4 protein-coding genes are annotated in these 18,678 nt (G+C 35.9%); all 4 read left to right on the forward strand.

Annotation, left to right across the window (positions count from 1 at the left end; translation table 11 throughout):
* A complete protein-coding gene (locus FG167_RS08900) occupies positions 1-2,787 on the forward strand; it encodes a type IX secretion system membrane protein PorP/SprF (protein WP_203457972.1) in 2,787 nt (928 codons plus the stop codon).
* A gap of 69 nt (positions 2,788-2,856) precedes the next feature.
* Positions 2,857-16,689 (forward strand): T9SS type B sorting domain-containing protein, encoded by a 13,833-nt coding sequence (locus FG167_RS08905; protein WP_203457973.1) that lies wholly within the window; start codon positions 2,857-2,859, stop codon positions 16,687-16,689.
* A gap of 40 nt (positions 16,690-16,729) precedes the next feature.
* A complete protein-coding gene (locus FG167_RS08910) occupies positions 16,730-17,707 on the forward strand; it encodes a type IX secretion system membrane protein PorP/SprF (protein ID WP_203457974.1) in 978 nt (325 codons plus the stop codon).
* Between the two features lie 200 nt (positions 17,708-17,907).
* On the forward strand, positions 17,908-18,678 hold the full coding sequence (locus FG167_RS08915; RefSeq protein WP_203457975.1) for an ABC transporter permease: 771 nt from the start codon (positions 17,908-17,910) through the stop codon (positions 18,676-18,678).

The following is an 18,678-nucleotide window of genomic DNA, read 5'->3' on the forward strand; positions in this document are numbered from 1 at the left end:
ATGAAGAAAACATTACTCGTAATAGCTTTATTTTTTGGTATCACTCAGTGCTTCTTTGGACAAGAAGAAGATGGGGTGATTTCGCTAGCTATACCTGTAAGAAATTCATTGAAATTTAATAGATTTAATATTAACCCAACTTTTAGTTTTGTAAGAGAGCAAAACAAATATATAAGTATCAATAATAAAAGAGAGTGGGTGCAATTTGAAGATGCTCCGCAAACCTATTTATTAAGTTATTCTGGTAGATTTAGAGAGAATATAGGGGTTGGTATTGGCTTCTTTCAACAAAATTACGGCGTTTTAACTTCCTATGGCGGAATTTTAAACCTAGCCTACAATGCCATGCTACAACCAGATAGTAATTTAACTTTCGGATTGAATATTGGCTTTTATCAAAGTGGTATCAATGAAGGTAAAGTGGTTACCAATGTGGCAGATCCTTCTTTAGAAAATATACCATCCAATTCTATTTTAAGTGTTAGTCCTGGAATTAATTACGGAACGGTATTTTTTGATTTCGGACTTTCCGTAAATAATCTAGTACAGTACAATTTTAAAACATCACAACTTCTTAAAGAAGATCCGCAACAAGTTATTCAGGCACATATTATGTATACCGGATATATGAGTAGTTATGGTTTTCTAGATGAAAGTAAATTTTCTGGTATTATAAAATCGGAATTTAAAAAAGACAAAACAGTGCTTTCCGGATTAGCAATGCTTACAGTACCTAAAGGGATTTGGGGACAAGTTGGTTATAATACACAATATGGTATTTCAGGCGGTATCGGACTTAATATCACTTCACAAATAGCTATTGAATATAACTATGAGAAAGCTATTGGCGATCTTTCTGCTTTTGGTTCTTCACATGATATTACGTTGGCATATAAATTTAAAAACACAAATAATTTTTATTATAGTGGAGATGATGAAGAGGAAACGATGCTTTTCAAAAAGAAGAAAAGAAGAGTGGTTTCTTCAAAACCAAAAGTAGATTTAGAAGCTAGAGCGATAATTGCTAAAGAAAAAGCAGATGCTAGAGCCTTAGCGCAAGCCAAAATTAAGGAAAAAGCAGATGCAAGAGCAGCAGCAAAAGCAGCAGCGACGGAAAACAGAAGATTAACAGAAGAAACAACAATACCAACGGTCGAAGAAGTAGAAGAAGAAAGCGTAATAGCAGATACTGAACTTCAAGCAAAAGCACAAGCCGATGAAGAAGCAAGACTAGCAGCAGAAGCAGCAGCAAAATCTCAAGCAGACGAAGAAGCAAGACTAGCAGCAGAAGCAGCAACAAAAGCACAAGCAGAGGAAGACGCAAGACTAGCAGCAGAAGCAGCAGCAAAATCTCAAGCAGACGAAGAAGCAAGACTAGCAGCAGAAGCAGCAACAAAAGCACAAGCAGCGGAAAACGCAAGATTAGCAGCAGAAGCAGCAACACAAGCACAAGCCGATGAAGAAGCAAGACTAGCGGCAGAAGCAGCAACAAAAGCACAAGTAGAGGAAGAAGCAAGGTTAGCAGCAGAAGCAGCAACAAAAGCCCAAGCAGAGGAAGACGCAAGATTAGCGGCAGAAGCAGCAACGCAAGCACAAGCAGAGGAAGACGCAAGATTAGCGGCAGAAGCAACAGCCCAAGCACAAGCGGATGAAGACGCAAGACTAGCGGCAGAAGCAGCAGCGCAAGCACAAGCAGATGAAGACGCAAGATTAGCGGCAGAAGCAACAGCCCAAGCACAAGCGGATGAAGATGCAAGGTTAGCAGCGGAAGCAGCAGCACAAACACAAGCAGATGAAGACGCTAGGTTAGCGGCAGAAGCAGCAGCACAAACACAAGCCGATGAAGACGCAAGGTTAGCAGCAGAAGCAGATAAAGCTTTAGAGAAAGAAGCATCTTTATCAGAAATAACACAGAAAGATGTGATAGCAAAAGAGATGTTTGCAATTACAGAATCGGCAAAAATATCTAAAGAAAAGCAGGATGCATTGTTAGCGAAATTAAATGAAGCAGTTGCAAGTAAAGATAAAGACCTTAAAGACTTAAAAGAAGAAAATGATTTGAGTGAAAAAGGAATTTATTCAGAACCTAAACCATTTAAAAGTATTGCTGCAGAAAATCGAATGCTAGAATCCTTAAAAACAGAAGTAGATCAAGTTATTCAAGAGCGTGGTGAAGAAATAGTAGCATTAGAAAACCTGTATAATAATAGGCTTAAAGATGTTTCCAATAAAAAGGATGAAACGAATCAATATTATTTAAATGCAATTCAAACTTTAAAGGAAGAGCAATTACAATCTAAAAGAGCGAAAGAACAATTAGTATCTACTTTAGAAAGTATTAAGATTGCTACCGATTTTGAACGTAAACGAAGAATTAAACGTGCCGTTTATGATAATGAGAAAGATCGTTATTTAAAGGATAAAGCAACTTTAGAAAGCATTATAGAAAATACACCTTTAAGTAATGAACCTATTACGGAAGAAGATTTTGATTTTGGAGAAGCACAAAGTGCAACGGTACAAATCTTAAAAGGTATGCAAAATATAGAAGAAGGATATTATATAATAATAGCAGTACATAGTGACAAAGAAAAAAGAGATGACTTTATAGAAAAAGTAGTCTCTACAGGACAATCTAATATTAATTTCTTCTTTGATGTAAATACCAATAAATACTTTATTTATTATGAGAAATTTGATTACGTAGAGGAAGCTATGCGAGCTTTAGAAGCTAAAGGTAGCAAACCTTATAATGGCAAAATGTCTGTTATTAAAATAGAAAATTGATGAAAATTTGAAGTAAAAAATAATATTTAATCCATCCCCCAAATGGCTTAAATGTATGAAAAATATAGCATGAAAAAACCTACTTTTTTTAAGATTGGAATAGTAATTATATTACTAACAACTAGCCTGCAGTCTATCGCTCAGAATTATGTCCCATTTACACCTAGATTTAACCAAGACCTAAAAGGAGATATTCGGTTGATTGGGAATAATATATTAGGCCCAGACAATAATGCTTTCAATAATGATAATGTGTATAATCACAATGTGGATATGCAGTATATTGATATTGATGGAGATCCTTCAACATTCAATTCTACAAGTGCAGATTTAGAAATTCCGAATCCTGGTTGCTATAGAATTATACATGCAGGTTTGTATTGGGGAGCAGTTACAAATGGAACAGATCCAATTACAAATGTCAAATTTAAAGGTCCCGAAGGAGGTTATAATGATGTTGTTGGAACGCCAATTTATAGTGCCGGAGGAGTCGCAACGGGTGATAGTTATCCGTATTCTTGTTATGCAGATGTAACAAGTATAGTTAATGGTTTTACAAATAATCTAGGTACCTATACAATAGGTAATGTTTCTACAGCACAGGGAGAAACATCCGATTTCACACCTTATAACGGAACTGGATATTCTGCAGGTTGGTCTTTATTTATCGTTTTTGAAGATCCAACTTTACCAGGAAAATCGATTACTAGTTTTGATGGTTTTAGTGCCATCAGTTTTGCCGATAACCCTAATTTAGATATTCCTGTTTCTGGTTTTAGAACCGTACCAGCACCTATACCTGTAAGAGCAAACTTTGCATTTGCAGCTTTAGAAGGAGATAAACCAATTCAAGGAGATAGGTTAAGAATTAATGGCGTAAACATGTCTACGGTAGATCGTCTTGCCAATAACTTTTTTGATAGTTCTGTAACGCAACTTAACGCAACTCCTGTAATGAATAGAAATCCTAACAGTACAAACACTTTAGGTTTTGATACAGGAATTATGGCGGTTCCCAATCCTGGGAATTCTGTTATCACAAATGATTCTAATAATGCAACTATTAGTTTGGCAACACAAGGAGATACTTACTTTGTGTATCTTTCTGCTATAGCTGTAGAGATTATAGAACCTAATATTGTTCTTACTAAAATTGTACTCGATGAATTTGGAGCCGATATTGGTGGACAAATGGTTGCTTTAGGACAGCCTTTAACCTATGTTATTGGTTTTCAGAATACAGGAAATGATGATGCTGGAAATTTAATTATTAAAGATATACTTCCTATTAATACCATTTTTGATTATCCAACTGGTTTAGAATTACCTCCAGGTGTTTCCATTGTCAGTTATGATCCTATTTCGCGAGAAATTATCTTTAGTGTAGCTAATTCCTATGTTGAACAAGGGTATCCTGTTTCCGAAATTCGAATAAATGTAAATGTTGTTGAAAACTGTAATGAAATTGATGATGCTTGTTCTAATATTATTAATAATCAGGCTTTTGCAACCTATACAGGTATTACTAATTCTAATTATGAAATTACAGATGATCCTAGTGTAAATAGTAATACAGGATGTTTATTAACGCCGCAAGCTACTAATTTTCTTGCCGATTTAAACGATTGTATATTTACACAAAATGAAGTGCTTTGTGGAGAAACGGTACAGTTAACTGCAGCTGATGGTTATGATACCTATTCTTGGTCTACAAGTCCTACAGGTACGCCTGTAATAGGTACAACGCAAACAATTACAGTGACCAATGTTGGTACGTATTATGTGCATAATGCCGCAGTAGCTCCTTGTCAATCTATAGATCAAATATTTACAGTTACGCCGTATGGTGCTTCTATTACAAATCCTGTAATTCCGTATGCGGATGAAGTTGTTACTTGTCCGAATGATGGAAAATTACTGCCTAATATATTCTTATGTGGTGCTAATGATTTTGTGTTTATTGAAACAAATATTGCAGATGCATCTACGATTATTTGGGAACAATTAGACGAAGCAAGTTGTGCGCCAGTTTCTGATACCGATTGTGCCAATGAAAATACTTCTTGTACTTGGACGCAAGTTGGAACAGGGCCAGACTTTTTAGCGAATACTTCCGGACAATTTAGGTTAACTTTAAACTATGATGGTGGATGTTTTAACCGATTTTATTTTAATGTATATCAGAATATTTTAATTCCGACGGTTAATGCTCGTGATATTATTTGTACCACTCCTGGTCAAATTACAGTTGGTGGTGTTCCTTCCGGATATGAATATAGCATAGATGGAACAAATTTCCAGGCTAGTAATATTTTCTCCGTTACTGTTGCAGGTATTTATACAATCTATATTAGACAAACAGGAGTAACTACAAATCCTTGTATTTTTACCGTTCCAGATATTCAAATTAGAGAAAGAGATTTTACGGTTTCTACAAACGTGACACAACCACTTTGTCATGGCGATAAAGGAAGTATTCAATTGGTTGCAAATGATGTTAGACCACAATATTTTTTCACCATCCATAATGGCGCTACACTTGTAAATAGTGTTGGTCCGATTACGGAAAACAATTATGCATTTAATAATTTAAATCCTGGTACTTATACTGTTTTAGTAGAAACGGAAGACGGATGTACCTATACAGAAGATATTACCATTTCTGAACCTCCATTATTAACAGTTACCGCAGCTATTACTAGTCCGTTAACCTGTGCCGATGGTGAAATTACAGTATATCCGCAAGGCGGAACACCTCCTTATTTCTATTATATAAATAGTACAACAGATTTTCAAACGGTACCAGAAATAGTGGTAACCGCTGGAGGTACTTATGATATTACCGTATTAGATGCTAACAACTGTAGTGCTAGTACGACTATTGAAATAGTAGATATCCCTGCTCCAGAATATACGATTAGCCAAACAGATGTTTTATGTTATAATGATACTACTGGCGAAATTCAAATTAATGTTACCAATGCAAATGGATATACTTTAGAATATAGTATAGACAACGGAACAACTTTTACTTCCAGTTCTACTTTTACAAATCTAAATGGTGGTAATTATGAAGTCATAATTAAATACACGCTTGGAGCATCGGAATGTTTTACAACCGTAGAAACGATTATCATAAACCAACCAGATGAAGCTTTAACAGCTACGGTAGGAATCTCTGCACTTGCAGGTTGTGGCCCATCGGGAGAAGGGACGATTAGAATTACCAATCCGCAAGGAGGAACACCATTCCCTGGTCCGAATTTTTATGAATACAGTTTTGATAACCAAGCTACATGGACCACATCTAATGAAGCATTTGTAAATCCGGGAACGTACACCGTTTACATTCGTGATGCTAATGGCTGTGTTTTTGTTATGCAGGATACCATTTTAGATCAGGAACCTCCTGCGCCAACGATTGAAGTTGGTGATACTATTTTTAATTGTGATGGTTCAGGGAATGCAACGGTAACGGTAACTAATAATGGAGGAACTACTTATGCATACGATTATTACTTAGATGGTACACTTAATTCAAATACAACAGATCCTCAAACATTTGTAAATGTACCTTCAGGATCGCACACGATTAGTGTAGAGTACACTTTATTAACGGTACCAACATTTAGTAATTTACTTTATGAGACATTCGGTTATGGTGAAGACACTACTTCTCCTGGAATTAACCCAACCTACTACTGTTTTGAACAGCAGGTAGCAGCAACACAATGTGGTAACACTCCAAATATCGATGATGGAGAATATACCGTTACTTCTAATATCGAATTTCCTTTTTGGTCATGGGTAAATCCAACAGACTATACTCCTGCTACAAATCCTGTAACTCCAAACGGAAGATATATGGTTGTTAATATTGGAGCAACAATACCAGCATCTGAAGTTTTATACGAAAAGCAAATAAATGATATTATACCTAATCAACCAATACAAGTAGAATTTGCTGCAATGAATTTACTTAGAACTGGTATTGGTGAATTCGATCCTGATTTAAGAGTGGCACTAGTAGATGCTTCAGGCACAGAAATAGATTTCTATAATACTGGAAATATTCCTAAAACAGAAAATTGGATTGAATATCCTACTACTCCAATAACTTTAGATCCAGGAGCAAACACAAGTTTAAAATTCATTTTAAGATCTAATGTTCAACAAGTTACTGGTAATGATGTTGCAGTAGACGATTTGAAAGTGTTTCAACTTCCTGTTGCTTGTACTAATCTTGTAGATTTTCCTTTTGTTATTCCTTCTGGAAATGCCTTTACTGCAGATATTACAGGAACTTCCATGATAAGCTGTTCTGGTAATGCAGATGGTGAAATTACAATCGCGGTACAAAATTTTGATCCTATTTTAGGTTTTCAGTATTCCATAGATAATGGTGTAACTTGGATAACCGAAACAACATCTCCGCAAACGATTACCGGATTAACAGATACAACGTATAATATTCAAATACGTTATGAGGATGCAGCAGATACTTGTGTTTTTGACTTTACAGAAACAATTACCTCAGCAAACCCATTAACTATTAATGTTTCTAATACAGAAGTAAATTGTGTGGATGGCGCAACCATTACAGCTACTGCAACAGAAGGAACGCCTGGGTATTCTTTTCAATTGATTGATACGGTTTCTCCTTTTACAGTAACCGATTTTCAAAATGGTACTTTAACAGATGTAGCTCCAGGAACGTATACAGTAGAAGCGACAGATGCTTCCGGTTGTACAGCATCGACAACACTTACGTTAGTTGCAGCTCTAGCACCAACGGCAGTAATAAGTACCACATCTAATTTCTGTTATGATCCTATAAATGGAGCAACACTAGAAGTTACTGCTTCTGGAGGTGTAGCACCATATCAATATAATATCAATGGAGGGGCATTTCAAAATGACAATATTTTCAATAGTTTAACACCTGGAACGTACACCATAATAGTAAGAGATACTTTTGGATGTGAGGTGACTTTACCTGCGGAAACTATAGAGCCTCAATTAATATTAAGTACTATAATAACAAAAGATTTAGACTGTACAACGTCTCCGGATGCTGTAATCACAGGAACTATATCTGGTGGTACTGCGCCATTTACGTATGCAGTATCTGAAAACGGAGGAACATACACTGCATTAGGAACTACTGGTACACCATTTACTTATCCAGCGGCAACAGCAGGAACGTATCAATTTGAAGTGACAGATGCACAAGGTTGTATTGCAATATCGGAAGTCAATACTGTGGACGCTATTTCAACGCCTACAGGAACCGCTAACGGTGTAGATCCAATTTGTTTTAATGATGCAAATGGAGAAGTTCAATTGTTTGCGGCAGATGGTTCTGGAGGATATACTTTCAGTTTTAATGGAGGTGCTTTTTCAACTACTTCTTTCTATGATGCTCTAGATGCAAATACCACTACAGCTACAACTACAGAATATACCTATCAAATACAAGATAGTAATAACTGTCTATCTCCTATATATACGATTACTTTAAATAATCCGACAGCGGTTGTTGCAACTGCTACTTTATCGAATAACACTAATTGTAGTACTACCACAGATATTACGGTAACGGCTTCTGGTGGTGCTGGTAATTATAGCTATAGTTTTAATGGGAATGCAACTTATACTGCTACAAACGTATTAACAGTAACCAATACAATTACAGCGCAAACCATAACGTTTTCGGTAAGAGATGCTAATGGTTGTATTGATACGGAAACTATTGAGGTTCCACCATTCCATCCTTTATCAGGAATGACTTTTGTGGATTCTAATACCATTACTTGTAATGCTGCCACTACAGATGTGACTGTAACTGCTACAAATGGAATGGCTACATTTTTATACGAAATTACTGCTCCAGCAGCAGCAACTTCTAATACTTCTGGTGCAACAAGTGGAGTCTTTACCAATGTTAGTCCTGGAGATTATACCTTCCAAATAACAGATGGTAATGGTTGTACAACTACTGCTTCCCATACCATTGCACCAGCAATTAATATTGCAGTAGCGCAAACAAACACAGATCAAATATGTTCTGGATCGGATGATGGAACTGCTGTTTTTACAATGACAGATGTTAGTAGTCTAGGAAACTATAGCTATACATCAACGCCATCGGCAGGAACAATGACACAAACAGGTAATGAAGTTACAGTAACTAATTTACCAACAGGAACCTATACGTTTGATGTTGTAGATAATACAACAGGTTGTACTAGTTCTGCATCTATTACTATAGATCCAGTAACTCCAATTACTTTTACCGTAAACGCAAGCAATATCAGTTGTAACACGGTTACTTCAACTATTAGTTTTGCAACATTATCAGGTGGAACTGGAGGTTATAGCTATGCGTATATAACTTCTGGAAGTGCAGCTCCTGCTAGCAGTGATTATAGTACTTCAACAACAGTAGATACTAGCGTTTTAGGATTAGTAATTGATGTTTACGTTATGGATAGTAATAATTGTGTGGTTATGGATACCGTAACGATTACAAGTGATGTTTTACCTACGGTTACTGCAAGTATAGATAACCAATGTACAGGAACAGGAAATAATTTCACGATTACAGCAACGGTAACAGGTATTGCCACGTTAATGTATAGTATCGATGGAACTAATTTTCAAACAGGAAATACATTTACAGTAACTGCAGGAACATATACTGTAACCGTTAGAGATGGTAATGGTTGCGAGGTGACAGATACGGTTACTGTTAATCCGCAATTAACACTTGCTGCTGTATTAGATAAAGATATTACATGTGTTTTACCAGCAGAGGCGGAAGTAACACTAACAGCTTCAGGAGGAGATGCATCGGTTTATACGTATGCATATTCCACAGATGGTGGTGCTACATATACCAATATGGCTACTAGTGTACTAAATACAACAACACCTGGAAGCTATATTTTTATGGTTACGGATGCTAATTCTTGTACGGCAGTAACAACAACGCCTATAGAGATTACTGCAGCTGTTAATCCAGATATTACAGTAGCACAAACCGGATTCATTAATTGTAATGGAGAAGAAACAGGTGCTATTTCTATAACACCAGATATTACACTTGGTCAAGCGCCATTTGTTTTTGAAGTATATAATACAACCACAAGTACTTCTTATGGGACACAAACTTCAGGTTTACCAGCAGGAGATTATACCGTTTCTGTAACGGATGCAAGAGGATGTACAGAAGTAGAACCTATTAGTATTTTACAACCAGCTGCGATTATTGTTAATCATTCTACAGTGCCAATTACATGTACTGTAAGTGGAGTTTCGCAAGGATCGGTAATTGTGGATAGTGTTACAGGAGGAACAGGACCTTACAACTATTTTGTTACAGGAACTAATGGTTATGATGAGGTAGAACTGAATAATATAGGAGATACATCTACTACTTTCGATGTTGTGGACTTTGGATTGTATCAAATTAATGTTGTGGATACCAATGGATGTTCCGTGTTAATACAAAATGTATTAGTAGCTTCTCCTCCAGATGATTTAGATATTACTATAAACGCGACAGCAGACTGTACAACAGGTGGTCAAGCTACTGTGGCTGTTAATACAGTATTAGCTGGTTCAGGTCCTTTCTATTTTGATATTTATAATGGTACTATTCCAACAGCACCACCAGGAGGAACATGGCAACTAGAGACATCACCTGGAGCCATTACATTTTCAGGATTAACAACTGGTGTTTTATATACTTTTATCGTTTATGATTCGCTTACAGGTTGTACTTATTTTGAATCCGCAGCCGCTCCAATTCCAACGAACTCAACTTTAGCAGTAGATACGGTAAGTTCTAATAATATAACATGTACAGGAAGTGCAGATGGTAATGTTTCCTTTACGGTACATAATCCGGAAACGAGTGCTATTGATGTAGATTTTGAAATTTTTGATTCCTTATCACAAATATCAACAGGTGTTAATGGAAATGGAACAGTACCAGCAAATGGATCACTTCCTATAACTAATTTAGGACCTTTACCTTTTGGAAACTATTATGTTTTAATTACAGAAACCTCTGGTACAAATGCTGGTTGTAGTATTGTAACTGCTTCCCCATTTAATATTACAGAATCTGCTATTGATTTTAATTTAACTGCTTCGGTTTCTTCCAATGAAAATTGTAACGATTTAGGAGTTATCACTGCAATTGCTAGTGATGGTACAGCTCCTTATCAATATCAAATTTTATTGGATTCGGATACTGCTCCAATCGCATCAAGTACAGGTTGGGCATCTGCTAACACATTTACTGTGGCAGCAAATGGATATACCGTTTATGCCATCGATGCTTACGGATGTATTAGAGATTTTGATGTTACTTTAATTAAAGATGCAGAACCAACAATCGATCCACAAACAGCACCTTGTTTTGAAGGTAATCCTATAAATATTACCATTACTGGTAGTGTTGCTATAGGAAGTCCGTTGTATAGTATGAATGGAACTACTTTTGTTTCCAATCCGAACTTTACAGTTTCAGCTTCTGGAACCTACACTTTATATATACAAGATGGAAATGGTTGTGTGGCATCCACACCTTATATTATTAATGATCAATTACTATTAAGTGCTGCTTTAACTAGCGCATTAGATTGTAGTGCAACACCAGATGCGGAAATTACTTTATCTGCAAGCGGAGGCGATGCTACATTATATACCTATGAAGTATCTACCGATGGTGGTGCTACATATAGTCCAATGGGTACCAATGTATATACCACAACAACAGCAGGAACATATTTGTTTATGGTTACAGATGCTGCAGGTTGTACATCTACGGTAACCTATGTTTTAGATGCTATACAAGCAACAACTTTTACAACAGCAGAAATAAATGTGAGCTGTAATGGTGGTAATGATGGTTCTATTACGGTAACCACGACGTCATCTACTGGTCCTTTTATGTATCAGTTAGATAGCGGAACACCACAAAGTTCTAATGTGTTCAACGGATTATCTCAAGGAACGTATACAATAACCGTTATAGATGCAAATGCTTGTAATACTACAAGTACACCAATTACTATAAACGAACCATTGCCATTAACAGCTACCGATTCTGTTTTAGCAACCACGACTTGTGATGTTGCAACCGTTATTACGGTATTAGGTCAAGATGGAACGCCTACAGTTTCTGGAGAATATTATTATGATTTTAATGGGACTGGTTTTTCAACAACAAATACATATACAGTCAATAGTAATGGTACGATACAAACGATTAATTATACGGTAAGAGATGCAAATGGATGTGAGGTTATAGGTTCTGTAATTGTTAATCCGTTAAATTCTCCAACAGATTTAGATTTTTCAGCAACGCCAATTACCTGCTTAGTTAGTACTAGCGATATTACTTTAACAGCAACAGGAGGAACTGCTGCATTAAGTTATGAGATTTTGTCTCCTGCAAGTGCAACAACAAATACTACAGGTGCAACAAATGGAATTTTCACAGGATTAACAACAGATAGTTATACGTTTCAAATTACAGATGCAAATGGTTGTTCTTACCAAGAATTATATGTGTTAGAAGATGTCGATAATATTGAAGTTACCGGTCAACTAATTAGTGATGTTACTTGTAACCCAGGAACAGATGGCGAGGTGATATTTGCAATTTCTAATTTTGCAGGAACATACAGCTATTCTATTAATGGGAATCCGCAGGTAACCGGACAAACAAACCCTACAGTTATCATAAATGGATTAACAGCTGCAGGTACACAAACGATTGTGGTTACCGATGAAGCAACAGGATGTACGGCAACAACATCTATAACCGTATCTCAATCTACTCCATTAAGTTTAGTTGCAGATCCATTTATTAATGCGAATTGTAATGCAGGTGCCCAAGTAAGTGTAACAGCTTCCGGAGGAAACGGATCTTACAGTTATTCTTTTGTAGTAAGTGGTGCACCAGCAGGAACGTATTCTAGTTCCAATACTGCTGTTTTAGATCCAGCGATTTCAACAACGTGGGATGTCTATGTTCAAGATACTAATAGTTGTACTATTTCTACACCTTTAACAATTACGATTGCTACAGATCCTATTCCAGTAGGAATAACGGTTACAGGTTCTCCATGTCTAAGTGTAGCAAACGATTATACTTTTACCGTAAATGTAGCTTCCGGAATAGCGCCTTACCAATATAGCATAGGAAACGGTTTTCAAACGAACCCTATATTTACAGTAAGCGCTCCAGGTACTTATACTATAACGGTGCAAGATGCTAATGGTTGTGAGAATACAACAACATATACTATTGACGATCCAATAGCATTAACACTAGCAGCAGTATCACCAAGTTGTAGTGATGATGATGGAGAAATTACAGTAACAGGTTTTGGAGGAACTGGTAGTTATACCTATTCTATAAATCCGAACCCTGCTTCTATAACTATAACAGGAAATGTGTTTTCTGGAGTACCTTCCGGAGATTATGTAGTGACTATTACCGATGCTGCAACATCTTGTTCTAATGATGCGAACGTAACATTAGATACAGCAACAGCAGTGCTGTTTGCTACTAGTGTTAACGATGTAACTTGTAATGGAGATGCGAATGGTGTCATTACGGTAGATTTACCTGCTAGTAATGATAACCCAATCTATACCTATGAGATTACTGCGCCAATTATTGTAGCGCCACAAAGCTCTAATATATTTACAGGATTAGCTGCAGGTACCTATACGGTGCAAGTAACTTCGGGAAGAGGTTGTACAATGACAGCTAACGTTCTTGTTGAAGAACCAACAATTATCGATGTTCCGGCACCAGCAATTGTACAATATACATGTACAATTGGAACGAACACCATTAATTATGCTTCCATAACGGTAACCGGTGTTACTGGAGGTTCTGGAATATATACTATTTATGAATTTTTAGAAGGTGGTACCGTTGTTCAATCTGGTACTAGCAATGTGTATACAGAGTCCGATGCTTCTGGAGGAAATTATATAGTGAATGTATATGACGATCAAGGTTGTTTAGGAAGCACACTAACCGCAGTTATTATTAATCCGTATCTAGATTTAGATACGATATCTGTTGCCGTGGATAATGCTATTACGTGTACTAATTTAGAAGATATTACCGTTACCGCTTCAGGAACTACTGGCACACCAACAAATTTAGAATATACAGTAGAAGATGTTACTGGTACTGTAACAGGTGGAATATATAGCGAGACAAATACAACAGGAATCTTTACCGGATTAGATGTTGGAAACTACAGTATTACCGTAGTAAATTTAGATACCGGATGTACGTTGGAAAGTGTACATTATGTAAACAATCCAAATACTTTCGATCTTATTGTCGATGCGGTTATAGATGTTACTTGTTTTAACGACAACAGTGGTAGTGTTACCATTACTTTTGTAGACGACGTTGTTACCGGTACAAACCCAGATCAATCCGGGCCATTTAACTACACTATTTTAGATAGTTCTGGTACCACAGTAAATTCTGGAGCTACTGCAAATGCAGGGCCAGTTAGTATTACAGGATTAGCAGGAGGAACGTATACTATAAATGCTACTTTAATAGGAAGTCCTTTTTGTACCGTAAGTGAAAACTTTACAATTACAAGACCTACAGAAGCATTGGCACTTACCACAACACAAACTTCGGTAACCTGTTTGGATGGTATAGGTACCATTTCAGCTGTTGGTACCGGTGGTTGGGGTAATCTAGAATATGAATTAACGGGAGATGCTACTGTTGCATATTCTTCTAACGGAACATTTACAGGGCTGTTTGCAGGAAATTATGTAGTGAATGTAAGAGATGTTCAAGGTTGTATTGTTTCCGAAAATGTAAATTTAGCAGCAACACCTCCAATAGATAATACCTTCATTCTAACACCAAGTGTATTGTCTTGTTTTGGAGATCAAGACGCAACGATAACGGTAACGAATGTTACTGGCGGACAAGGAAGCAATTACACATATACTTTAAATAGTGCATCGCCTAGTGTTACTAATTCCGGACCACAAACTTCTAATGTCTTTACCGATTTGGCAGCTGGTGTATACTCTGTTACTATAGCAGATGGTTTTAACTGTACAGTTACTTCCGCAGATATCAACATACAAGCACCATTAGAAGTAGAAGCTAGTTTAGTAAAACAATCCTCTTTAACTTGTTTCAATGATGCAACTTTAACTTTAAGTGCGTCAGGCGGAACTGGTACGTATACGTATAGTGCGAATAGTTCCATGATACCGGTACTAGGTACATTTACAAATGCTATTACATTTCCTGTAGCGGAAGGAAATTACATGTATTATGTAAGTGATGCTAATGGTTGTATTTCTGAAGTTTCTAATGATATTCAAATTGATGCACTTCCAGATTTAACAATAGATTTAACATTAACCAATGTAGTTATTAACTGTGCTGGTGATAATAATGGTGCTGTTGTAGCAGTTGCTGCAGGTGGTTTAGGAAATTACGTGTACACATTGCAAGATGCTTCTGGTACTCCAATTATTGCAACACAAACAAGTCCAGGCGTTTTTACAGAATTAATAGCTGGTACCTATCAAGTAGAAGTAGTTAGTGGAGATTGTCTTACAACATCTGCATTAATTAATATTACAGAACCAGCGGCGCCATTAACAGCTACTTTTATAGTAAATGATATTACTTGTAATGGTGCAGATGATGGTTCTTTAATCATTAATGCTTCCGGTGGGACAGGTATTATTAAATATGCGATTTCTCCGCAAATGAATCAGTTTTTTGAAACCAATACTTTTGAGAATTTAGAACCTGGTAATTACGATGTTGTTGTTCAAGATGAACTAGGTTGTTATTTAACTTCTAGTTTCACCATAAACGAGCCAAGTGCTGTATTACTTAGTATGGTTTCTGGATCTATTTTCCCAGAAGTATGTTCTGGAGATAATGATGGAGAATTTAGTGTAGATATTTCGGGAGGAACACCTGTATATTCGGTGAGCTTAGATGATTATAATGGACCATATATTACAGGAGTCGTAGGACAAACACAATTTGATTTTACAGGTTTAAGCGGTGGAGATCATACGGTATTTATAAGAGATAGCTTTGGATGTGAATCGGAATGGAATATCACTTTCCCAGAATCTGTAACGATTAATCCAATAGTTAATATAGAGTACGGTTGTGTAAATAATGTTTCTAGTAATTTGGTTATCGTAACGGTAGATGATAGTATTACAGATCCAACAGATTTAGATTATTCTTTAAACGGTGGAGCATATCAAGCGAGTAATGTCTTTATAGATGTGGTTCCTGGAATGGGCCATTATATTGATGTAAGACATACCAACGGCTGTATTAAAAGAACAAATCTTTTTGATATTTCATTTTTCGATCCGTTAACACTTTCTATAATAGATGGTGAGTTTAATGAGATTGTTGCTATAGTTGCAGGAGGATCTGGTAATTATGAATTTACCTTTAATGGAGAAGATTATGGAAGCACAAGCACATTCATGATCACCGAATCTGGAAGCTATACCGTGACGGTTACCGATAGTAATGGATGTATGGCAATAGCTACAGATTATTTTGAATTTGTTGATATCTGTATTCCAGACTATTTTACACCAAATGGAGATGGTGTTTTAGATGGTTGGGCTCCAGAATGTGTGAATCAATACCAAAATATTGAATATTCGATTTTTGATCGTTATGGTCGTAAAATAGCAACATTACGAAGAGGTGAAAAGTGGGACGGAACATATAACCAAGCAGAGCTTCCTACGGGAGATTATTGGTACGTTATTGAATTAAATGATCCGTCAGAAAACAGAGATTTCGTAGGGCACTTTACATTATACAGATAATCATAATGTGTTTTTATTATCTAACTAAATACTATTTAAAATGAAAAAATTAACCATATATATTCTTTTATTGTCTTTGACAGTAAGTTATAGTCAAGAGCTAAACATACCAGTATTTACACAGTATTTAGCAGATAATAGTTTCGTAGTTTCTCCAACCTATGCCGGTATTGGCGACAATATAAAAATTAGAGCGAATGGACTAACACAATGGGTTGGTATTAAAGGTGCTCCAGATAATCAATCTTTATATATGGATGCTAGACTAGGTAATCGTTCCGGAGTTGGACTATCTTTATATAATGATAGAAACGGAAACACAGTACAAAAAGGATTTAAGGCTTCGTTTGCACATCATCTTACTTTAGATTATTACTCCAAACAATATTTGTCTTTAGGGATTTCTTATAATTATAATACGTTTAAAATTGATATTCATAATTTCAGACCTACAGAGAGCATGCCAGTAATAGATCCTAGAGTGACAGACGATAGATATATTGCGAATAATAACTTTGATGTTGGTGCTTTATATAGAAACAAGGGTTTTTATTTTAGTTTTAATGCTAGTAATATTCTACCTAAAAAGATTGATAATTTTGTTGGAGTAGAGCCAGATTTACTTTTAAATTACCAAGCATATACAGGAATCGTACTTGTAAATCCTAGAGATAAAAAAATCGAAATTGAACCTTCTTTATATTTTCAATATTTTGATAGTGATGATCGATCTAGTACCGATGTAAATATTAAAGTGAGAAAGTTTAGTAGAAATGAAGATTATGTTTGGGGAGGAATTTCTTATCGTTTTCTAAATGATCAATTTTTTAACCCCTTAAATCTTGGACCAATGGTTGGTTTTAATAAGTCTAATTTTTATTTTGGATATGCTTATCAAATTACCATAAATGAGTTATCTGGTTATAACGCAGGTACGCATATGGTAACTATAGGCTTCGACTTTTTACAAGGTATTAGTGAGTGCGAGTGTACACAGACTAGGTCACATGTAAAGTAAAACGTTTTATTTTTAAAGTAGAAGCGCCGTATAAAATATGTTTTTTGTACGGCGCTTTTGTAGTTTGAAATCGGTATGTTACAATGTGTTTTTATTCTTCTTGTGAGTTCGCTTCCTTTTGTTAGATATAGCGATACTATGATTTATGTCATTTTTGAAGTTATCCTTTTTGGCTATCTTTATATTGTAAATACGGAATAATGAGTAAATCCAATGCTGTTACAACTTTTTTTATAGAAATTGGCGAACTGACCTTATTCGCTGGTCGGTTTTTTAAACAATTATTTACGAAACCTTTTGAGGGTAAGGAACTTCTTAAACAATGTTATAGTATAGGTAACCGTTCCATTTTGTTAGTAGCTGTTACTGGGTTTATTATTGGTTTAGTAATCACTTTACAAACGAGACCAACTTTAGAAGAGTTTGGTGCAGAATCTTGGATGCCTTCTATGGTAAGTTTATCCATAATTAGGGAAATAGGTCCTGTAATTATTGCCTTAACCTTTGCTGGTAGAATAGCTTCTGGTATTGGAGCAGAACTTGGGTCTATGCGTGTAACAGAACAAATTGACGCGATGGAGGTTTCTGGTACCAATCCGTTTAAATTTTTGGTGGTAACTAGAATTGTTGCCGCTACACTTATGTTACCTCTTTTAGTCCTTTTAGGAGATGCGCTCGCTCTTTTAGGATCTTATATTATAGAAAATATAAAAGGGGAAGTTTCCTTTTTACTTTATTTTAATAAAGTTTTTAATGTTTTAGAATTTAGTGACCTTATTCCTGCTACTATTAAAACGTTTTTCTTCGGATTTGCAATTGCATTAGTTGGTTGTTTTAAAGGATATAATTGTGATAAAGGAACTGTTGGAGTAGGCGCAGCTGCAAATTCAGCAGTAGTATTCTCTTCCATGCTGTTGTTTATTATAGATTTCATTGCTGTTTTTATAACCGATATATTTTTCGACCTTTAA

This window comes from Lacinutrix sp. WUR7 (assembly GCF_016864015.1).
Taxonomy (GTDB): domain Bacteria; phylum Bacteroidota; class Bacteroidia; order Flavobacteriales; family Flavobacteriaceae; genus Oceanihabitans.